Source organism: Streptomyces sp. NPDC050704, assembly GCF_040654355.1.
Taxonomy (GTDB): domain Bacteria; phylum Actinomycetota; class Actinomycetes; order Streptomycetales; family Streptomycetaceae; genus Streptomyces.
Window position 1 is genome coordinate 1 of record NZ_JBFAHW010000097.1, and the last position, 19402, is coordinate 19402.

Consider the following 19402-nt stretch of genomic DNA (forward strand, 5'->3'; position numbering starts at 1 on the left):
CCGACCGGATCGTCCGGACGATCCTCTTCCCGCCCGAGGTGGTACCGGCGAACAGCTACCCCAACGACGTACGCTTCGACCTGCGACGCGGCGCCGAAGGCACGGCGTTCATCACCGACTCGGGCGGCTCCAACGGCATCATCGTGGTCGACCTCGCCACCGGCCGCTCCCGGCGACGCCTGACCGGGCACCCCTCGGCCCTCCCGGACAGGAAGTTCCTTCCCGTCATCGAGGGCGAACCCTTCATGGTCCGCCCCGCCGGCGGCGAGCCCGTCCCCTACGAGACCGGCTCCGACGGCATCGCGCTCAGCGCCGACGGCACACGCCTCTACTACTGCCCGCTGTCCAGCCGCCGGCTGCACAGCGTGTCCACCGCCGCCCTCGCCGACCCCGACGCCACCGACGCCGAGGTGGCGGCGACCGTCGAGGACCACGGGTTCAAACCGATGGCCGACGGCCTGGAGAGCGACGACAAGGGACGCCTCTACGGCGGCGACCTGGAACACAACACCATCTGGCGCAGGCACCCCAACGGCACCTACCGCACCCTCGCCCAAGGCACCGACCTCCTCTGGATCGACACCCTGTCCATCGCCTCCGACCGGCACCTGTACGCCATCGCCAACCAGCTCAACCGGCTCTCCCCCTTCCACGAAGGCAACGACCTGCGCCGCAAGCCCTACCTCCTCATCCGCCTGCCGATCAACGCCGGACCGGTCAGGCTCGCATGACCCATCCCGCCCACGTCAGACGGCCGCCTGGTCGCGGTCCAGGTGCGCACCCCAGCAGTGCAGCGGTCGACCCCGCCCCGGGCGCGGACCCGGCCGCCGAGACTGAGCCCGAGAAGACCGCTGCCCCGGCGTAGCGGAAGGCGGCTCGCCCAAGACGGGGCCATTACGGGGAGTGGCCCCCGGTGCGCGTCGCCTCCGTGGGGACGAGAGGCGCGTGCACCATCAGGGCTCGGCGACGGTCTCTCCCCAAAACCGGCGTCGAGGCTCTCAGCGGCCTTCAGACGTCCGCCCGACGGCGAGCGCCTCCCCCGACCCCACATGGAAACCGATCGGTTTCTATTGCGTCCGATTGGAGTTGACCTCGCGGTATGACTACCAAAGTGAAGCAAAGCCCCCGGGAGCGGCTGCTGGAGGCGGCGGCCACGCTCACCTATCGCGACGGCGTCGGCATCGGCGTCCAGGCGCTGTGCAAGGCGGCGGGAGTGTCGAAGCGCTCCATGTACCAGCTGTTCAAGAGCAAGGACGAACTACTGGCGGCGAGCCTGAAGGAGCGTTCCGCTGCCTTCGCGGCGAGGGCCCTGCCCCCGGCGGATGATGGCCGCTCCCCCCGCGAGCGGATCCTGTACGTCTTCGAGCGGGTGGAACTGCAGGCGGGTGCGCCCGAGTTCCACGGCTGCCGCTACCTGGCTGTGCAGATCGAGCTGAAGGACCAGGCCCACCCCGCGCGCCGGGTGGCCCACAAGATCAAAGCGAACCTGACGGCCTTCTTCCGTGCCGAGGCCGACCATGGCGGGGCAAGCGATCCAGACCTGCTGGCCCGCCAGTTGATCCTGGTCTTCGACGGCGCCAACGCCCGCGCGGGGATCGGCGCCGACCATCTGACCGGGCTCATCGCACCCACGGTGACCACCCTGCTCGATGCGGCAGACATGCACTGATCCGCCCCGTCGTCGCGCCGGATCGGCGACCGAAACGTTCTTTGGGATTGATGCCCGACCCCGGCGACCGGAGCAGCGCGCACGGCCTCAGGTTCCCGCTTCCCCGCTTCCCCGCAATCGGCGGGAAGCCCGATGGCCGTAAGCCTCATTCCCGCCTGGGCCTTCGACAAGCAGATCCGCAAGCTCAACCAGCTAGACGGCTGACACCCGCCACCTGCAAACCCGATCGCGCCGTTCATACCGGGGAGAGACCTATGTCCGACACCCCACACTCCGCCGCCACTACCGTCGCGCGCCGGCGATCCGCCCTGGAACGCGGTGACGTCGACGCCGCGGCCGCGTGCCTGAGCGCGGACGTCGTGCTCGTCCCGCCGCTCACCGAACAGTTCCACCGCGAGGGGCCCGGCCAGCTGCGAGACTTCCTGGCCCCCGCGTACACCGCGGTCGAGGACATCCGCCTCCACACCCAGACCGGCGAGGGCCGGACCTCACCCTCCGGCAGGGCCGCCAGCAATTCGATCTCGATGATTCAGCGACGGATCTCTGACTCGCCGGGGCGATGACTCCGGCTCCGGAATCCCTCCCTCGAGTATGCAACCAGGAAATAAGGAGAAAGATGTCGACACGCTCACGCGCAAATCACGGGAAGAAAGGTCTCATACGGAACAGGACTGGCCGTGTGGCCATCGCTGTCACCGCTCTGGCAATGTGCGCGTCGCTTCAAGGTTGTGTCGGCCCCGCGCGGTCGGCCACCGAACTCCAGGCTGCTGCAGGCACGGCGGCAAGTGGGGCACCGTCGCCCCAGTCCGGTGTGCCGACTCCCCGCGAAGGAGACGCCACTGTCGCTGACTATAAATTCCGCGACGGCGGGACAATCGATCAGTTGAAACTCCATTACACCCTGCTCGGCAAACCGCATAAAAATCAGAAGGGCGAGATCGATAACGCTATCTTGCTCCTTCACTGGACGGGCGCGAGCAGCAAAGCCCTGTTGACACCGGAGTTTCAACAGTCGCTTTTCACGCCAGGGGCGCCATTTGATGTGACACGTTATCTGGTTATCATTCCCGACGCGATCGGGCACGGTCAGTCGAGCAAGCCGAGCGACGGACTCAGAAGCAGTTTCCCTCACTATGGGTACGGCGACATGGTCGATCTCCAACACAAGCTCGTCACGGAGACACTCGGCATTTCGCATCTGCGCGCAGTCGTGGGGATGTCCATGGGCTGCATGAACGCCTGGCAGTGGGCAGAAACTTACCCAACCGCAGTGGACGGGATCATGCCAGTGGCGTGCTTCCCAGAGCCGATCAGCGGACGGAACCTGCTGTGGCGAAAAATCATCGTCGACCAAATAAAATCCGACCCAACCTGGAACGGCGGAAACTACCAACAACAGCCACCTGCGGCGGCGGCTGCCGCCAGCATTGCGCGCATGATGATCGGCGGTGTCTCACAACTGCAAGAAGAAGTCACCACACCCGGGCAGGCTGACCAGTTCATCCAGGCCGTCAAAGCGCAATCCTCCGGCGGCGACGCCAATGACCTCATCTACTCGTTGGAGGCGTCCCAAGATTTCAACGCCGAGCCTCACCTAGGGAATATAACGGCCAAGGTGTATGCGGTGAACTTTGCCGACGACGAATTCTACCGCGACAGCCTGGGTATCCTGCAGCGAGACATGACCAAGGTGCAGCACGGAAGATACGTCGTACGCCCGACTACAGACGATTCAACGGGACACTTGTCGATGACACATCCAGCCCTGTGGAAAGACAAGGCGCAAACCTTCATGAAGTGGCTCAACGCCAACTGAGCCATGCTCCAAAACGGGCCGGTCGCGTTCGCTGAACGGTCGCTGTGGTCGTGGGCATGAAGAGACGGGCCCCTTGGCAGTGACTGGTAGAGGTCCAGGCCGAGAGGGAGGAGCTCGTGATCGCCGGGTCCTGAACCGGTTGGCCGAGCAGGACCGGGCCGCGGCGGAGGCCGCCGCGGCCGTCGCCCCGACGCCCGCCCGGGAGGCTGACCCGGACGAAGCTCGCCCGCGGCTGAAGAAGCCGAGTCCCATCGGCCGAGTTGGCCTACGGGGAAGACTCGGGCCGTCGGCGCCGAACTGCCGGTGTCGGGTCATCGAGCGGTCAAGATGACACCGGACGGGACACGAACTTCGTCGATTCCGCTTAGACGAAGTGTTCCAAAGCTCTTACCACCATTGCGTGGTCTTCCAGTTGGGGGAGGCCGGAGACGACCACCGTGCCGATTACGCCGACGCCCTCGACCGTGATCGGGAAGGCGCCGCCATGTGCCGCGTACGTGTCCGGATCCAGGCGGGACGACTCCTCGAAGGTGGTGCCCTTGGCTCGGAAGCGGGTGCCGACCAGGAGGGAGGAGGCGGCGTAGCGTTCGACGACGCGGCGTTTGCGGGCGATCCAGGCGTCGTTGTCGGGGGTGGAGCCGGGGAGGGCGGCGTGGAAGAGCTGCTGGCCGGCGCGGGTGATGTCGATGGCGACCGGGGCGTTCCGCTCCCGTGCCAGCCTCACCAGGACCGCGCCGAGGTCCCACGCGTCGTCGTAGGTGAAGTGAGGGAGCGTCAGGCGGCGCTCCTGCTCTTCGAGTTCGGGGATCGTCGGAGTGTGGGGAGTGGTCACAGCGTCACCGTCACGTTCTCGTGGGCCGAGCGGCGCGCGGCTTCCAGGACGTCCAGGGCCGCGGCCGCTTCCAGGGCGCTGACCGGGTTCTCGCCGGTACCGCGGAGGGCGGCGGCGACGGCCGCGTAGTAGGCGGGATACGCGCCCGGGAGGGTCGGGACCGGCGTGCCGCCATCGGTCAACGGGGACTCGCCGGAGCCGAGGCGGCCCCACAACTCCGCGGGCTCGACACCCCAGTCGCTCTCCTTGCCGGCCGTCGGGCGGTCGCCGTCGCGCAGGGCGGCCTCCTGGGGGTCGAGGCCGTACTTCACGTAACCGGCCTTCGAGCCCAGCACCCGGAAGCGCGGGCCGAGTTGGGCGGTCGTCGCGGAGGCGTAGAGGTGGGAGCGGACGCCGTTGGTGTGCGTGATCGCGATGAACGTGTCGTCGTCGGTCGCGGCGCCCGGGCGGCGTACGTCCGACTCCGCGTACACGGCGGCCGCCGGGCCGAACAGCACCAGCGCCTGGTCGACGACATGACTCCCGAGGTCGTACAGCAGACCTCCGATCTCTGCGGGGTCGCCGGACTCGCGCCAGCCACCCTTGAGCTCGGGGCGCCAGCGTTCGAAGCGGGACTCGAACCGGTAGACGTCGCCGAGGTCGCCGTCGGTGACGAGCTTTCGCAGAGTGAGGAAGTCGTTGTCCCAGCGGCGGTTCTGGAAGACCGAGAGGAACAGGCCGCGTTCCTCGGCGAGGGCGCCCAGTTCGCGGGCCTCCGCCGCCGTACCGGCGATCGGCTTGTCGACCACGACCGCCAGACCGGCCTTGAGGGCGGCCGTCGCGAGCGGCACATGCGTCTTGTTCGGGGACGCGATGACGACCAGGTCCAACTCCCCGGCGCGCGCCCACAGTTCGTCGGGGGTCGTCGCGATCCGTACGACGTCCGAAAACTCGGCCTCGACCTGCCCCCGCCGGTCCGGGTTCGCCGTGACGACCGTATCGAGGACGAGCCCTTCGGTCGCGGCGATCAGCGGGGCGTGGAAGACGGAGCCCGCGAGCCCGTAGCCGACGAGGGCTGCGCGGAGAGGGGTGCCAGAGCCTGTGCCAGTCATGCCCTCCACTTAAGCAACGCTGTTGCCAAAGTGCAAGCGCGAGAGACAATGGGGCACGTGAACATCAGCCACGCAGGGGGCGGCGGGTCGGCGACCGGGGTGAACCTGCTCGCGCTGCGCAGCCACAACGCCGCGCTGCTGCTCGACCTGTTGCGAAGGGCCGGGCACGCGGGCATCAGCCGCCTCGAACTCGCGGAGCGTACGGGTCTGACCCCGCAGGCCGTCAGCAAGATCACCGCCCGCCTCCGGGCCGACGGCCTGGTGACCGAGGCGGGCCACCGAGCCTCGACCGGGGGCAAGCCGCGCACCGTACTGCGGCTGGTGCCGGAGGCCGGGCACGCGGTGGGCCTGCACCTGGACCGCGACGAACTGCGGACCGTGCTGGTCGACCTCACGGGAACGGTCGTGGGGGAGCGACGAACCGGCCTGGACCTGGGCGCGGGCGCCGACTCCGTGGTGAGCACGGCCGTGGACGAGGTCAGCACCCTGCTGGCAGCCCTGAACACGGACTCGGGCCCCCCGACGGCCAACCCGGAGCCCCCTCCATCGGCCCCTCTGCCTGCCACGCCACCCCCACGCACCCGAGGCCGCGACTCAACCGGGGGCGGGGCCGTGCCGGTACGTCATGCCCGTCGCGTAGGGCTCCCGCAAACAACGCCCACCGTCCAACCCAGGGCAGTACGCCCGGAAGGCGACGGGCAGACGTACCGGCACGGCCCCGCCCCCACCCCCACCGTCCTCGGCGTCGGAGTAGCCATGCCGGGCCCCCTCGACCACACCCACGGCGTGCTCCACCGCGTGACGGGGTTCCCCGAATGGGACGGCTTCCCGCTGCGGGACGCACTCGCGCGGCAACTCGGCGGCGTCCCGGTCGTACTGGACAAGGACACGAACGCCGCCGCTCTCGGACTGGCGGTCGGAGGCGAAGCCGGCGCCTTCGCCTACCTGCATCTCGGTACGGGCCTCGGCGCCGGGCTCGTACTCGGCGGAGCCGTACACCGGGGCTCCCGCACCGGGGCGGGCGAGTTCGGCCACCAGGTCATCCAGCTGGACGGGCCGCCCTGCCCGTGCGGCAACCGGGGCTGCGTCGAGGCACTCTGCCTCGCGGCGGTGGCCCGGGGCGACGTGGACGAGGCCGCGCGCGTCCTCGGCGAGGGGGCCGCGAACCTCGTCGGGCTCCTCGACATGGACATCGTCCTGCTCGGCGGCCGCACCGTCGCCGCCCAGCCCGACCGCTTCGTACGCGGTGTCCGCGCCGTCCTCGACGCCCGCGCCCACCGCGAGGGCGCCGGCAGCCCCGTACCCGTGCGGGTCGCCCCCGGCGGAGCGCGGGCAGTGGCGGAGGGCGCGGCGCAACTGCTGCTGGCGCCGCTGTTCGGCCGGGCGGAAGGATGAGTCCACCCGGACGCACCCCCACCCCCGAACGGCCCCTCCCCGAGCGCGCCGAAGCCAAGCCCCCGCACCCCCATGGCAAGCTCCCGTGTCCATGCGACTGAGCAAGCCCATGTCGATCGCCGTAACCGCTGCAGCCGCCCTCACTCCAGCCTTCACCCCCGTGCCCGCATCGGCCGTCGCCGCCCCGGGCCGACCCACCTGCGCCGCCCCGGGAAACCAGGATTTCCCCGTCCGTACGCGCATCCACGGCGGCCCCGCCTCCTACGACGCCGGAGGCGGATACCGGACCTGGTACATCGACCTCACCAACACCACCGACGGGACCTGCGGGAACGTCCACCCGGTGGTTGTCCTCGTGGACGAGAAGCGGGCGCTGAAGCCGAAACAGCCACGTCTGGAGTTCTACGACGGTGAGCGCCACCGCCCCGTCACTTTCGAACGGACGGAAGAGGACGAGAACATCGGAGTCCTCGGCGGATTCACCGTGGCCCCCGGCGCGACCCTCTCCGTCAAGGTGCGCCTCGCGGTCACGTCGGACGCGACCGTGCCGAACGACGTGGTCGCGAAGGCGGCGATCGTCCAGCGGCACGACGGCGCGGGCGACAGCGACTGGATCGGCCAGTCCAACGCCTACCGCTTCCGCATCCTCGACGAGGACGCCCCGAGCGACCAGGACGACGGAGGGACCCCCGAAGCCGTACCACCACCTGACGGACTTCCCTTCCCGGACGAGCTGGCCAGCACAGGCCTGAACTCCCCGCGGGCAATCCTCGCCGCGACATCCGGCGCACTCCTGCTCGTCGGCGCACTGCTCGCAACCCGCCGAAGGCGCTGACCCCCACCTCCCGCCCACCCCCTCCACCATGATCGAGCGGATGGCTAGGCTGGGGCCGTCGGCACACAGCTGTGACGGCGTCCCCCACACCACCAGGGCACACCCCAGGGCACACCCGCACAGCAACACCGGCGGAGCACACCGCACGGCTCAAGCAGCACGGCGTACGGCAGGAGACGGCACATGGCAGAGCGCAAGCCCATCGAATCGTGGCTCACCGACATGGACGGGGTGCTCATCCACGAGGGCGTGCCGATCCCCGGCGCCGACGCCTTCATAAAGAAGCTCAGGGAGTCGGGCAGGCCCTTCCTGGTCCTCACCAACAACTCGATCTACACGGCCCGCGACCTGCACGCCCGGCTCCGCCGCATGGGTCTGGACGTACCGGTCGAGAACATCTGGACCTCCGCCCTCGCCACCGCCCAGTTCCTGGACGACCAGCGCCCCGACGGCTCGGCGTACGTCATCGGCGAGGCGGGCCTGACCACGGCGCTGCACGACATCGGGTACGTCCTGACCGACCACGACCCCGACTACGTGGTCCTCGGCGAGACCCGCACGTACTCCTTCGAGGCCATGACGAAGGCCGTACGGCTGATCAACGGCGGCGCCCGTTTCATCGCCACGAACCCCGACGAGACCGGCCCCTCCACCGAGGGCCCGCTGCCCGCCACCGGCGCCGTCGCCGCGCTGATCACCAAGGCGACCGGCAAGAAGCCGTACTTCGCGGGCAAGCCGAACCCGCTGATGATGCGTACGGGGCTCAACGCCATCGGGGCGCACTCCGAGACCAGCGCGATGATCGGCGACCGCATGGACACGGACGTCCTGGCCGGCCTTGAGGCGGGCATGGAGACGTTCCTGGTGCTCACCGGCCTGACCACGCCCACGGAGATCGAGAAGTACCCGTACCGCCCATCGAAGATCGTCGACTCCATCGCGGACCTCGTAGACCGCATCTGACCCCACCCCCACCCGCACCCTCCCTCGTACGGAGCAGCCGCCCCCCTCTCCGGATGCGCCCGCGCATCCGGCGGAGGAACCTCCTAGGTATCTGGAGGTTCACGATGGGTTCACTGCGACTCACTCTCTGTGCCGGTGCGGTGGTCGCCGCCGCACTCACCCCCGCCCCCGCCGCGTACGCGGCCGACGGAGGCGTCTCCGTGACCCCGGCGTCCCCGGCCCCCGGCAGCGACATCGAGCTGCGGGTCCAGGGCTGCACCGGGATGTCCGGCACGGCGGCGTCCGAGGCGTTCGTCGCGGACGCGCGGCTCACCGCGAGGCCGGACGGCCTGACCGGCGAGACCCGCGTCCGCTCGACGCTCGACCCCGGCACGTACGACGTGAAGGTCACCTGCGACGGCATCGAGGACAAGATCAAGGGCACCCTGACCGTCGTACAGAAGAACGGCCAGAAACAGAACCCGAAACCCACCACAACGCAGTCGTCCCCCACGTCCCCCACGGCCCCCGCCTCCCCCGTGGCACCCGTGCAGGCGGGCGGCGGCGGCACCGCACGGCTCGCCGCCGTCGAGGCCAGGTCGGAAGGGCCCGGCACCCGGCACGCGGTGATCGGCCTGGTGCTGGCCGGTGTCACCGCCGTCGCCGTGGCGGTGCGCAGCGCCCGCCGGGGACGCGGCGGTACGGACTGACGACGATGTCGGAACAGGACCGGGAGCCGGACCGGGACCGGGAGCGCACTTCGGGCGGCAGCCGCCTCCTGATGGGCGTGGCCTGGGCCCTGCTGCTGCTCGGGCTGTGGCTGTGGGGCCGCGAGGTGACCGACGTACGGCAGGGCATATCCGCACCGACCACGGGCGACGTCGCGGCGGTCGGGCGGCCGCTCGGCGTCGAACTGCCGCGCGCGGTCGACCCGTTGGGGGACGCGCGGCCGCAGCGCGTGGACATCCCCGCGCTGGGCGTACAGGCGCCGGTGGTGGCCCGCGGGCTCGACTCGCGCGGGGCGATCGACCCGCCGCCGTACGGGCAGTCGGGGGTCGTGGGGTGGTACGGGGGCGGGGCGCACCCCGGGACCGCCGGGACCGCGCTGCTCGTCGGGCACGTGGACACCGAGACCCGGCCCGCGGTCTTCTACCACCTCAGCGAGGTGCGGGTGGGCGAGACGGTCCGGGTGATCCGCGACGACGGCACGGTCGCCGAGTTCACCGTGGAGGACGTCCAGGTCTTCACCCGGGACCGGTTCGACGCCCAGAAGGTGTACGGGACACGGCAGTCGGGGCGTGCCGAGCTGCGCCTGATCACCTGTGGCGGCACCTTCGACCGCACCAGCCGCACCTACACGGCGAACGTGGTCGTCTCCGCGTATCTCACGGGCACGGGCCTCTGAGCCGCGGTGGCCCGGGGCCCCGCCCTGAACCCACTCTGCGCCTACGCCTGCACCTGGCCCGGTCGACGACCCGCTCCCCCCGGAGTCGCCGACCGGGCTGGTCCTCGACCGTGCGCGCACGGGCTGCGGGAGTAACCCGGCGACCGGCACGGGAGGTTCAGGGGCCAATCCGGACATCGTGGACGATGGGACAACCGGGGGCCGGGGCCGTCTGAGAAGACTCTAGAGCGGATGAGCGCTCCGGCCTAGGGGCAGATTGACGCCAAGTCCCGGACCGGTGGCTCTGTGTTATCTCTGCAGTTGACAGCGGGGTCTATGAGGGGGCAGGGCGTTCGGAGCCCAGACCGGAGGCGTCCTCCCTGCGCGTGATCACGCCCATCGCGACGTCACCGAGGGGCAGTTGGTTACTGCGCGCGTACTGGCGCAGCTCCGTGAACGCCTCGTCGACCCCGGTCTGCCAGCGCTCGGCGAGCATGCCCTTGGCCTGCTCGATGAGGACGCGGCTGGATAGGGCCTGCTGCAACTGGCCCGCCAGGGTGCGGTACTGGACGTACGTGCGGTGGTTGGTCAGCCCGACGGCGGCCGCGTCGGCGAGGGTCTGCGCGATACGCATTCCCGACTCGGGCGACTCGGGCGGCTCAGACGACTCGGACCGCCCGGGCGGCTCGGCCGCCCCGGCCCGCTCGGCCCGCTCGGGTGCGAAGACGTTGAGGGCGCCGAGCAGTGTCCCGTTCCGGCGCAACGGCACCGCGAAGGTGACCGCGATGTCGTACCGCAGTGCCCGCCGCGTGAAGTCGGGCCAGCGGCAGGCGGCATGGGCGGCGCGGATCGCGACGGGCGGGACCGGCTCCCCGGTGCCGTAGCTCTCCAGGCAGGGCCCGCCCTGGTGCCGGCGCTGGACCTCCAGCAGGTCGAGCGCCAGTTCCTGCCGGCGGCTGCTCACGCCGAACGACATCGGCTCGCCGCCCTCGACCAGCATGATGCCGACCGCCGAGGCGCCCAGGAGGTCCACACAGTGGTCGGACAGCCGCCGCAGGTACCCCCCCGTGTCGAAGGCGTCGGACAGCGTGTCGGCAGCCTCGACGAGCGCCACTCCCAGCTGGATCTCCCGGCTGTCGTGCTGCATGTCCCGGCCCATGTCCCGGCCCTCCACAAGATCGTCCCGCCCCGTTCGCCGTTGGGGCGCCTACCCTGCGGCGAGGGGGTGTAACAGCTGACCGACAAGGGGCGACTTGCCTCGTTGGCGTGCCGACACCTATGTCAGGATTGGTACTTCCGAAGATGCACCCGAGGGGGAGTTCGATGTACGGGAGCAGGGGGGCCGGGGCCAAGGTGTCCGTGGCCAAGGCGTCCGTGGCGGTGGCCGGAGCTGTGCTGCTGCTCGCGGGATGTTCCTCGTCGGGGGACGACGGCGAGAAGGACAAGGCCGGCGCCAAGGTCAGCCAGCAGCCCAAGGACAAGGACCCGTTCTGGGTCAATCCGGACGGGAACGCGGCCGAACAGGTGGCCACATACGTCGAGAAGGGCAAGGATGCCGACGCCGAACTGATCCGCAGGATCGCCGAGCAGCCGACCGGTGAGTGGCTCACTCCGGAGAACGCGGAGGCGGAGGCGCGCGGCTTCACCGAGGCCGCCGAGAAGGCCGACCGGGACGCGCTGCTCGTCGTCTACAACATTCCGCACCGCGACTGCGGCAACTTCTCCGGCGGCGGCGCCGCCGACGGGAACGCGTACCGGGGCTTCATCGACCAGGTCGCCGCAGGTATCGGCGACCGCCCGGCCACGGTGATCCTGGAGCCGGACGCCGTCCTGCACATCGTGGACGGCTGCACGCCCCAGGAGTTCCACGAGGAGCGCTACGACCTCATCAAGGGGGCCGTGGAGAAGCTCAAGTCCCTGAAGAACACCAAGGTGTACGTGGACGCGGGGAACGCGGGCTGGGGCAAGCCCGACGACATCGCCGAGCCGCTGAAGCTGGCGGGCGTCGAGCAGGCCGACGGCTTCTCGGTCAACGTGTCGAACTTCTACAAGACCGCGGACAGTACGCAGTACGGCAAGGAGCTGTCGGCGAAGGTCGGCAACAAGCCGTTCGTGATCGACACCAGCCGTAACGGCAACGGGCCGTACACGGGAGGCGATCCGGCGGACAACTGGTGCAATCCGCCGGGGCGGGCGCTTGGTGAGGAGCCGACCACGAAGACCGGGGACGACCTTGTTGACGCGTATGTGTGGGTCAAGCGGCCGGGGGAGTCCGACGGTACGTGTAAGGGCGGGCCTAAGGCGGGGGAGTGGTGGCCGGAGTACGCCTTGAAGTTGGCGAAGGCTTCCGGCTGAGGGGCGGGGGTGTTTGAGGCCGGTGGGTGGGTGCGGGTCGGTGGGGGCTGGTCGCGCAGTTCCCCGCGCCCCTAAAGACCGCGCCGGTCCTCGCGCCCTAAAGGAAGTGGCCCCCGCACCTGAGTGCGGGGGCCACTTCCTTTAGGGGTTTACCAGGGCGAGGGCTACGGGATCTTTACCCACTGGGCCTCGCTCGGGGTGCCCTGGTCGTCTGTTACGAAGAGCATGTACCAGCCCGACTGGACCAGGTTGCGGTTCTTCGGGATGGTGACCGTGATGCCGGTCTTCGTCTTCTTGAGGTCCAGGGCGATGGACCGCTGGTCGATGTCGGTGACGTGCGTCGAGGCGGACGGCCGCATCAGGCGGGCCGTCTTGATGGACGAGGCGTGCTTCGAGGAGAACGTCGCCGAATCGCCGCGTTCGACGGTCTTCGGACCGCCGGACAGCGAGGGCCGCGACCCCTGGTACAGGTACGGCGGCGTGTAGATCTCGATGCGCTGCTCGAACTTGCCGGGCTTGGTGTTCGCCGCGTCGGAGTAGAGCGAGTCCGAGCCGAAGAACATCACGCGGCCGTCGGGCAGCAGGATCGAGCCCGAGTGGTAGTTGCGGCCCACGAGCGGGTCGGCGACCCGCTTGAAGGACTCGCTGCCCTTTTCGTAGAGATGGGCCTGGAGGATGTTGGAGTCGCCGCGGCCGCGGTAGTCCTCGGAGCCGCCGGACACCAGCACGCTGTCGTCGGGCATGATCGAGTACTGCGGATAGCGGGTGCCCTTCTCCAGCTCGGGCCCGTCCTCGAACTTCGGGTTGTCGTTCAGAAGGTCGATGACGCGGGTCTTCTTGCTGGACTTGTCGGACTCGCCGACCCCGCCACCGCCGATCACCATGTACTTCTCGTCCTGCGCGGGCGGCAGCAGCACCGTGCCCGCGGTCTCCAGGAGCTTCGGGTCGGACATGCCGGGGACCTTGCGGAACTTGTTCGTCTTCACGTCCCAGATGCCCGGGTCACGGCCGACGTCGTCGGGGCCGTAACCGGCGTTCGCACCCGAGTAGAACAGCTTGCCGTTCTGCATCAGGGAGATCGCCGGGTACGTCGGGAACTGCCTGATGCCCTTGGTGTACGTCCACTTCTTGGTCTTCGGGTCGTACACCTCGTTCTTGCCCGGCACCAGCTGGCCGATCTCGTCCAGACCCGACAGGCTGAGGACCTTGCCGTCGGACAGGGTGGTGAGCGTCGGATACCAGCGCGCCTCGTTCATCGGGTCGACCTTGATGTACTTCTCGGCGACCGGGTCGAACTCGTAGGCGTCCTTGATGCCCTGGAAGTCCTTCTTGTCGAGGGCGAGCTTCTGGGCGATGCCGTACGTGTTGCGCGCGTCGGCGCCCGACAGGCCCTGCACGCGGTAGTTGTCCTGCGTGCCCGTCTCGTACTTGGCGCCGCTCTTCTGCGCCTCGACGTAGATGCGGCCGAGACCGGGCTCGTTGCGGAGGAACTTCTTCGTCACCGGGTCGAACTTCTTCTCCGCGCGCTCGACGACGACCGGGTCCTTCGAGACGAACGTCTTGCCGTTCTCCTTGCCCGTGAACCTGGTGCCCGCGGGCAGGGTGATCGGCTTGTCCGGGTTCTCGTTGTGGACGATCATCAGGCCGCCGGCCTTGGTGACGTCACCCTTGAGCTTCTCGTAGCGCTTGGTACCGCCCGCGATCAGCAGATTGCCGTTGGACAACTGCGTGTGGCCCGTGCAGAACAGGTCGGCCGGCGTGGGGATGTCCTTGATCGTGCCCTTGACCGGGTCCCAGACACGGGTGTCGAACTTCTTCGCGTCGAAGTTGTCCTGGTTGTTGCCCGAGCCCGCGACCAGCAGGATCTTGCCGGTGCGCAGCAGTGCGGCGTGAATGGTGTTGAGCCGGTCCTTCTCAGGGAACTCGACGATGTCCCACTTGCCGTTGTCGGCCTTGTACTCGGGTCTGTTGATCTTGTAGTCGTGGTACTGATCCGACCCGAAACGATAGAGCGCGGGACCGTTCATCCCGGCCAGCGCAAGCACCACCGCCGCACCTATCGCGATGCGGCGGGCGCGGCGGCGGCTGGAACCGTCTTTCATTTCTTATGTCCCCCAAGGGCAATCTGCACGGTCTGGTCGTTACCCCCGCCCGCCGCCCAGCTCGGCTTCTGCTGAGTGTGCGGGGCGGCCGGGGCCTGGGTCTGATGGGGAATCCGGCTGTCCTGCGGCGGCACCGGGAGCGGCTGGGGAGCGGCGGGCTCGGACGGCTTCTTCCGGTCCTGCCGCATCATCCAGCGCCAGGCGAACATCGGCGACGCGGTGATCAGCAGTGCGAAGGTCGCCCAGATGATCATGGCCGGGTGGGAGTTCCCGAAGTAGAAGCCGGCGCCGATCGAACCGGCGAAGATCGCGATGAAGTACCAGTGGTACCGGAAGGTCCCGAACCAGGTGTCCGGGCTCGCCGAATCGCCCTTGGGGGTCACCACGAACTTGCTCTTGCGCCGCAGCATGGCGTCGATCAGCGCCTTCGCGTAGAGCGGCGCCGACAGCGCGGACATGATCATGCCGGCCACACCGCCGGAGCCCTCGGGCTCGTGCGGCGAGACGTTGTGGCGGCGGTTCCAGACGTAGAGACCGATCTGCAGCGCGGAGGCGTTGCCGTAGAGCATCAGCCAGATCGCCGGGTCGATGTTCACACCCGAGGCGCCCAGGCCCAGGAACAGCGCACAGCTCAGCGCCGCGAGCAGCCAGTTGAGGGCCGACATCGGGTAGAAGATGATCATCATCGTGTAGTTGAAGAACTTACTCGGCGGCAGCGAGTAGAGACCCTTCCAGTACTGCTTGAGGATCGTCTCGTACGTACCCCGTGACCAGCGCATCTGCTGGGTGAAGAAGTCCGTCCAGGCGTTCGGGCCCTCGCCGACCGCGAGCACGTCCGGGGTGTAGACCGAGCGCCACTTCTTGCCCGTCGCCGGGTTCTTGTGGCGGTGGATCTCGAAGCCCGTCGCCATGTCCTCGGTGATCGAGTCGTACAGACCGCCGATCTGCTTCAGCGCCCTGATGCGGACGGCGTTGGACGTGCCCACGAACATGGGGGACCCGTAGGCGTTGCCGGCCCGCTGGATGAGCGCGTGGAACAGGAACTGCTGCGACTCGGCGGCCTTGGTGATGGGGTTGTCGTAGTTGCCGTAGACCTGCGGGCCGATGACGAAGCCGATGTTCGGGTCACGGAAGAAGCCGAGCATCCGCTCCAGGTAGTTCGGCAGCGGGACGTGGTCGGTGTCGACCGAGGCGAAGAAGTCGTAGTTGTCGCCGTGCGCGTCCAGCCAGGCGTTGTAGTTGCCGTGCTTGGTCTTGGCGCGGTGCGGGCCCTTGGGCTGGTTCCACTTCGCGACACCCTTGCGGGAGAAGTGGTGCACGCCCAGGCGCTCGCAGACCGCCCGCACGTCGGGGTCGTTGCCCTCGTCGAGCAGCCAGACATGCATGAGGCCGCGGTGCCGGATCTTGACCGCGGCTTCCAGGGTCTTCGTCACCATCTCCAACGGCTCCTTGCCGGGCACGAAGGAGGTGAGGAACGCCACTCTCGTACCGGTCTCGGGCACCACCGGGATCGGGTCGCGGGCGACCAGCGTGGCGTGCGCGTTCGACAGCACGTTCATGCAGCGGAAGAGCTCGATCAGACCGATCGAGACCAGCATCACGATGTCGAGGTACTCGAGATAGGCGTTGGGTACGTAGTCGCGCTCGGTCCAGTGCGTCGGCTGCAGCAGCCAGCCCAGCAGGACGAGCGAGAGCAGCGGCGCGGCGCCCAGCATGAGGGCGGCGCGCAGCCGGTGCGGCTCCTGCGAGAGCAGTGAGCGGTACTGCACCTTGTACGGCTTGTTCGGATCGGGCTGTGTGAGAGGACCCGCGAGCCGGCTGTAGTGCTCGTAGTCGTATCTCGGCAAGGTCTTCTTGATTCTCCGGAAGCTGCCGGTCCGATGCGACCCCACTCTGAGCTGAGTGGTTTCAGACGGATCGAAGTTCTGCCGGGCGCCAGGTGGCGTCGACGTCATGAGTCATCCCCCCACACGCGCACCATCGCGTGCTCGTTGTTCCTTTCGCCCACGAATGTCCCCCTAGACCTTCACGGGCGCATCAACAGCAGGTCCCCGTCACCACATCATCCACATAGCTTATAGACATGGCCCACCCGCCCTCCGGTTGCATGATGCCCCCCTCGACATCCGTTCATGACCGGGCCCTTATTTCCCCGCCGTCGGACGCAACCGGTTCCAAAACCCCCAACTGCCCTGCAAGAGCAGCCTCTTGTGGCCCAGGGTTCTACGCCGTTCACCATGATCGCAAGATGCGAAACGCGGTGTTTACCGGTCATACGCGCTCATTGGGGTGCCGGATGGTCCCGCTCGGTGCGGTTGTGGTCAACCGTGTACGGATGTTGCCAAAGTGTTCCCGTATCGCTTCCTCCGCCCGCACGGCATCACCGGCGCGCACCGCGTCGAGGATCTCCCGGTGCTGCCGGCAGGTGACCTTCGGATCCTGCGGCAGCTCCACGAGATCCGTGCGTACGCGGTGGAAGGCGTCCCAGAACGCCTCCAGGAGCTCGCTCAGGAGGAGGTTGTCCAGACCGCGGTACAGGGTGGCGTGAAACGTGCGGTCGGTCTCGGCGAGGCCGACCCCGACGGCGGCTTCGGTGTCCATACGGTCCACCAAGGCGTCCAGTTCGGCGAGGTCGTCCGGCGGGACGCGGCCCGCGAGCCGGGAGATGAGGCCGGTCTCCACGGCCTCGCGCAGCTCCAGGAGCTGGAGGAGGCTGTCCTCGCCGCGGTAGTGGCCGGCGACCGTGCGGAAGGCGAGGCCCTCGATCATCGGGGCCATCGACATGGGGCCGACGTAGGTGCCGAAGCCGTGCCGGATCTCGACGATGCCCATTGCCTGGAGGGCCTTCAGGGCCTCCCGTACTGAGTTTCTGCTGGCGCCGAGGAGCTCCATGAGTTCGGGTTCGGTCGGCAGCGTGGCGCCCGTGGGCAGCCGGCGGTCGATGATCAGCTTCTTGATCTGCTCCTGAAGGTCACGCGCCATGGCGAGAGGGTAGCGGGCTCGCTGCCGCTGGGCTCCGCCGTGCAGGGGGGTGCCGCTGGGCGTTGACGGTTTGGTGCGGGTCGGTGGGGGCTGGTCGCGCAGTTCCCCGCGCCCCTTAAAAGACGGGGTGGCTGGGGGCGGTGGTGTGGTGCGGGTTGGTGGGGGTTGCTCGCGCAGTTCCTCGCGCCCCTTAAAAGACGGCCAGTGCGGCGCCTGCGGAGCATAGGGGCCGCGCCCCTTCAGGGGCGCGGGGAACTGCGCGACCAGCCCCCACTCGCCCGCACCCGAAGAACAAGCCCGTCGCGAGCAACCCACACCCAGCTGCACCCCAAAAACAACCCCCCTGCCGAACCGCCGGAGGCAACCCGTACATCATTCGGACCGTCAACATGCGACACCCGCCGACAGTTGAGAAACTGACGAATGTGCAGAAGCGTGGACTTTTTCGGCTGGAGTGGGAGGGGAATCGCATGGCGGCTCCGGTATTCGAGGAATTCGATCCCGCGAGCGACTGCGACTGCCCCGGATGTGTTCACTGGCGGATCGTGCCGCCGCATTCCCCGGCGGGCGGCACCGGCGGGCACCCGGCGGCCCGCCGGGCCCTCGTCGTGGCGGCAGCCGCGGGCACGGCGCTCGGCGCGGGCCCCGGCGCAATGGCGGTCGCCGCCGCGCACGCCCCGGAGCGCCCCGGCGCCCCCACGGCGGACGGGCCCGACACACCGCAGGGCGGCAAGGCCCCCCTGCACGGCCCCGCGGGCAGCCCCGCCAAGGTAAAGGCGCCCTCCACAACCCGGGCCGAGATCATCAGGCGGGCCAAGGAGTGGGTCGCCGAACAGGTGCCGTACAGCATGAGCGCGTACTGGTCCGACGGTTACCGCCAGGACTGCTCCGGCTTCGTCTCCATGGCCTGGAACCTCGGCGGCAACGAATGGACGGGCAGCCTCGACAAGTACGGCGTCCGGATTCCCCGGGACCAGCTCCAGCCCGGCGACATTCTGCTGTTCCACAATCCGGCGGACCCCGAGAAGGGTTCGCACGTCGTGATTTTCGGCGGCTGGACGGATTACACGCAGAGCCATTACCTCGCGTACGAGGAGGCCCGCCCGCACGCCCGGAAACAGGCCACCCCGTACGCCTACTGGAGCTATTCGGACCGCTATGTGGCGTACCGGTACAAGGGGCTGACGAGCGGGACGGGGGGCTCGGGCACGGATTCCCCGGTCTCTCCGAGTGACCCGGCCTCTCCGGCCGTTCCGGTGACCCCCGGCACCCCGGTCGCGCATCCGGACGCACCCGCCTACCCGGGCCCGTCCGCCTTCGGGCCCGGCGCGAGCAACGCGTACGTCACCCGGCTCGGGCGGATGCTCGTCGCCCGGGGCGCGGGCGCGTACTACACCTCAGGACCTGGCCCGCGCTGGTCGGAGGCGGACCGGCGGGCGACGCAGGCGTTCCAGCGGGCGCAGGGCTGGACCGGCTCGGACGCGGACGGTCTCCCGGGGCCGACGACCTGGTCGTACCTGGTGAACGGGAAGGGCAAGAACGTCAGGACCGGGAGCGGCGGCAGCCCGGGCGGACCCGCCGGCTCCGCCGGTACCGGAGGTAGCGGTACGGGTCGCTCCTCGGCCGGCGGCGTCTCCTCGCACGGCGTCCCCGGCTATCCGGGGCGGGGCATGTTCCGGCCGGGAGCCGACAACACCTACGTCACCCGGCTCGGGAAGCAGCTGGTGAAGAAGGGGTTCGGCACCCACTACACCCGGGGTCCGGGACCGCGCTGGGGCGAGGGCGACCGGCGCAACGTCGAGGCGTTCCAGCGCGCGCAGGGGTGGCGCGGCGGAGCGGCGGACGGCTATCCGGGTCCTGAGACATGGCGACGGCTCTTCTCCTGAGCGCGCCCATCTCCCGGTCTGCTCCTTGAGAGCGCACTTCTCCCGAGGGCGCTCTCCGCATGGTTCTCACGGCGGTTCTTCTGCAGTTCTTCCCGGCGCGGAGGCACGGAGGC

At 69.0% G+C, this 19402-nt stretch carries 17 protein-coding genes; 11 read left to right on the forward strand and 6 right to left on the reverse strand.

The annotated features are described in order from the left end of the window. From AB0I18_RS38640 to AB0I18_RS38655, 4 genes are all read left to right on the forward strand, one after another. Window positions 1–731: L-dopachrome tautomerase-related protein (locus AB0I18_RS38640; RefSeq protein ID WP_363110396.1), on the forward strand; the 731-nt coding region annotated here is incomplete at its 5' end. 368 nt (window positions 732–1099) lie between these two features. Further along, complete coding sequence (locus AB0I18_RS38645) at window positions 1100–1669, forward strand: TetR/AcrR family transcriptional regulator (protein ID WP_363110397.1); 570 nt, start codon at window positions 1100–1102, stop codon at window positions 1667–1669. 254 nt (window positions 1670–1923) lie between these two features. After that, complete coding sequence (locus AB0I18_RS38650) at window positions 1924–2232, forward strand: nuclear transport factor 2 family protein (RefSeq protein WP_363110398.1); 309 nt, start codon at window positions 1924–1926, stop codon at window positions 2230–2232. A 116-nt stretch (window positions 2233–2348) separates the two neighbouring features. Further along, window positions 2349–3485, forward strand: a complete 1137-nt coding sequence (locus AB0I18_RS38655; RefSeq protein WP_363110399.1) for an alpha/beta fold hydrolase — start codon at window positions 2349–2351, stop codon at window positions 3483–3485. A 364-nt stretch (window positions 3486–3849) separates the two neighbouring features. On the opposite strand, the gene AB0I18_RS38660 is transcribed toward AB0I18_RS38655, so the two are convergent. Continuing rightward, window positions 3850–4317 carry a heme-degrading domain-containing protein gene (locus AB0I18_RS38660; protein ID WP_363110400.1) on the reverse strand — a complete coding sequence of 156 codons (468 nt, stop codon included), beginning with the start codon at window positions 4315–4317 and terminating at the stop codon, window positions 3850–3852. Next, window positions 4314–5408 (reverse strand): Gfo/Idh/MocA family oxidoreductase, encoded by a 1095-nt coding sequence (locus AB0I18_RS38665; protein ID WP_363110401.1) that lies wholly within the window; start codon window positions 5406–5408, stop codon window positions 4314–4316. Before AB0I18_RS38665 ends, AB0I18_RS38660 begins: the two co-directional genes overlap by 4 nt. A gap of 57 nt (window positions 5409–5465) precedes the next feature. On the opposite strand from AB0I18_RS38665, the gene AB0I18_RS38670 reads away from it, so the two are divergent. The 5 genes from AB0I18_RS38670 to AB0I18_RS38690 all read left to right on the forward strand — a co-directional run bounded on the left by AB0I18_RS38670 (window position 5466) and on the right by AB0I18_RS38690 (window position 9985). Further along, window positions 5466–6803 (forward strand): ROK family protein, encoded by a 1338-nt coding sequence (locus AB0I18_RS38670; RefSeq protein WP_363110402.1) that lies wholly within the window; start codon window positions 5466–5468, stop codon window positions 6801–6803. A 109-nt stretch (window positions 6804–6912) separates the two neighbouring features. Then, a complete protein-coding gene (locus AB0I18_RS38675; RefSeq protein WP_363110403.1) occupies window positions 6913–7638 on the forward strand; it encodes a hypothetical protein in 726 nt (241 codons plus the stop codon). A 183-nt stretch (window positions 7639–7821) separates the two neighbouring features. Continuing rightward, complete coding sequence (locus AB0I18_RS38680; protein ID WP_363110404.1) at window positions 7822–8601, forward strand: HAD-IIA family hydrolase; 780 nt, start codon at window positions 7822–7824, stop codon at window positions 8599–8601. Between the two features lie 104 nt (window positions 8602–8705). Further along, entirely contained in the window at window positions 8706–9290 is a 585-nt protein-coding gene (locus AB0I18_RS38685; RefSeq protein ID WP_363110405.1) for a hypothetical protein, read from the forward strand. A 5-nt stretch (window positions 9291–9295) separates the two neighbouring features. Further along, entirely contained in the window at window positions 9296–9985 is a 690-nt protein-coding gene (locus AB0I18_RS38690) for a class F sortase (RefSeq protein WP_363110406.1), read from the forward strand. A 313-nt stretch (window positions 9986–10298) separates the two neighbouring features. Here the strand turns inward: AB0I18_RS38690 and AB0I18_RS38695 are convergent, their stop codons facing one another. Next, on the reverse strand, window positions 10299–11123 hold the full coding sequence (locus AB0I18_RS38695) for a GAF and ANTAR domain-containing protein (RefSeq protein WP_363110407.1): 825 nt from the start codon (window positions 11121–11123) through the stop codon (window positions 10299–10301). A gap of 164 nt (window positions 11124–11287) precedes the next feature. On the opposite strand from AB0I18_RS38695, the gene AB0I18_RS38700 reads away from it, so the two are divergent. Then, window positions 11288–12319, forward strand: a complete 1032-nt coding sequence (locus AB0I18_RS38700) for a glycoside hydrolase family 6 protein (protein ID WP_363110408.1) — start codon at window positions 11288–11290, stop codon at window positions 12317–12319. A gap of 164 nt (window positions 12320–12483) precedes the next feature. On the opposite strand, the gene AB0I18_RS38705 is transcribed toward AB0I18_RS38700, so the two are convergent. The 3 genes from AB0I18_RS38705 to AB0I18_RS38715 form a co-directional block, all read right to left on the reverse strand. After that, entirely contained in the window at window positions 12484–14421 is a 1938-nt protein-coding gene (locus tag AB0I18_RS38705; protein WP_363110409.1) for a kelch motif-containing protein, read from the reverse strand. Continuing rightward, entirely contained in the window at window positions 14418–16376 is a 1959-nt protein-coding gene (locus AB0I18_RS38710; RefSeq protein ID WP_363110410.1) for a cellulose synthase catalytic subunit, read from the reverse strand. The genes AB0I18_RS38705 and AB0I18_RS38710 overlap by 4 nt, the downstream gene beginning before the upstream one ends. Window positions 16377–16692: 316 nt before the next feature. After that, window positions 16693–17403 carry a FadR/GntR family transcriptional regulator gene (locus AB0I18_RS38715; protein WP_363110411.1) on the reverse strand — a complete coding sequence of 237 codons (711 nt, stop codon included), beginning with the start codon at window positions 17401–17403 and terminating at the stop codon, window positions 16693–16695. 470 nt (window positions 17404–17873) lie between these two features. On the opposite strand from AB0I18_RS38715, the gene AB0I18_RS38720 reads away from it, so the two are divergent. Continuing rightward, window positions 17874–19289 (forward strand): peptidoglycan-binding protein, encoded by a 1416-nt coding sequence (locus AB0I18_RS38720; RefSeq protein WP_363110412.1) that lies wholly within the window; start codon window positions 17874–17876, stop codon window positions 19287–19289. Window positions 19290–19402: the final 113 nt, after the last annotated feature.

What these genes read in the sequence shown, in the direction of transcription:
- AB0I18_RS38700 (WP_363110408.1), top strand. Translation starts at nt 11,288, where the DNA reads ATGTACGGGAGCAGGGGGGCCGGGGCCAAGGTGTCCGTGGCCAAGGCG.
- AB0I18_RS38720 (WP_363110412.1), top strand. Translation starts at nt 17,874, where the DNA reads ATGGCGGCTCCGGTATTCGAGGAATTCGATCCCGCGAGCGACTGCGAC.
- AB0I18_RS38685 (WP_363110405.1), top strand. Translation starts at nt 8,706, where the DNA reads ATGGGTTCACTGCGACTCACTCTCTGTGCCGGTGCGGTGGTCGCCGCC.
- AB0I18_RS38680 (WP_363110404.1), top strand. Translation starts at nt 7,822, where the DNA reads ATGGCAGAGCGCAAGCCCATCGAATCGTGGCTCACCGACATGGACGGG.
- AB0I18_RS38665 (WP_363110401.1), bottom strand. Translation starts at nt 5,408, where the DNA reads ATGACTGGCACAGGCTCTGGCACCCCTCTCCGCGCAGCCCTCGTCGGC.
- AB0I18_RS38675 (WP_363110403.1), top strand. Translation starts at nt 6,913, where the DNA reads ATGTCGATCGCCGTAACCGCTGCAGCCGCCCTCACTCCAGCCTTCACC.
- AB0I18_RS38690 (WP_363110406.1), top strand. Translation starts at nt 9,296, where the DNA reads ATGTCGGAACAGGACCGGGAGCCGGACCGGGACCGGGAGCGCACTTCG.
- AB0I18_RS38650 (WP_363110398.1), top strand. Translation starts at nt 1,924, where the DNA reads ATGTCCGACACCCCACACTCCGCCGCCACTACCGTCGCGCGCCGGCGA.
- AB0I18_RS38715 (WP_363110411.1), bottom strand. Translation starts at nt 17,403, where the DNA reads ATGGCGCGTGACCTTCAGGAGCAGATCAAGAAGCTGATCATCGACCGC.
- AB0I18_RS38705 (WP_363110409.1), bottom strand. Translation starts at nt 14,421, where the DNA reads ATGAAAGACGGTTCCAGCCGCCGCCGCGCCCGCCGCATCGCGATAGGT.
- AB0I18_RS38695 (WP_363110407.1), bottom strand. Translation starts at nt 11,123, where the DNA reads ATGGGCCGGGACATGCAGCACGACAGCCGGGAGATCCAGCTGGGAGTG.
- AB0I18_RS38710 (WP_363110410.1), bottom strand. Translation starts at nt 16,376, where the DNA reads ATGACGTCGACGCCACCTGGCGCCCGGCAGAACTTCGATCCGTCTGAA.
- AB0I18_RS38645 (WP_363110397.1), top strand. Translation starts at nt 1,100, where the DNA reads ATGACTACCAAAGTGAAGCAAAGCCCCCGGGAGCGGCTGCTGGAGGCG.